Annotated in this window: 1 protein-coding gene; it reads right to left on the bottom strand. The window is 44.2% G+C overall.

The window, feature by feature from the left end; translation table 11 throughout:
* On the bottom strand, positions 1-226 hold a 226-nt coding region (locus V6256_RS15635; protein ID WP_341599150.1), incomplete at both ends, for an ATP-binding cassette domain-containing protein.

Genomic DNA, 226 nt, shown 5'->3' with positions numbered 1-226 from the left:
GGTAGCGCGCAGTTTTGTTCAATGTAACGCCAAGGTAATAACGCTGGGGCTTGGAAAACATACCAATATAAACGATTTAAACGTGCATCTTCTGCATCGGTGCCGTTAACTTTTAAGGTCCCCGAAGTTCGTCGTTCTAGATCTGCAATCACCCTTAATAGGCTTGTTTTACCGCAACCAGAAGGGCCAATGAAAGAGACAAAGTCACCCCTCTTAATCCTTAAGT

The sequence above is a fragment of the Psychromonas aquatilis genome (genome assembly GCF_038155185.1).
GTDB lineage: Bacteria > Pseudomonadota > Gammaproteobacteria > Enterobacterales > Psychromonadaceae > Psychromonas > Psychromonas aquatilis.
This window is presented reverse-complemented; position numbering and strand designations above follow the sequence as displayed.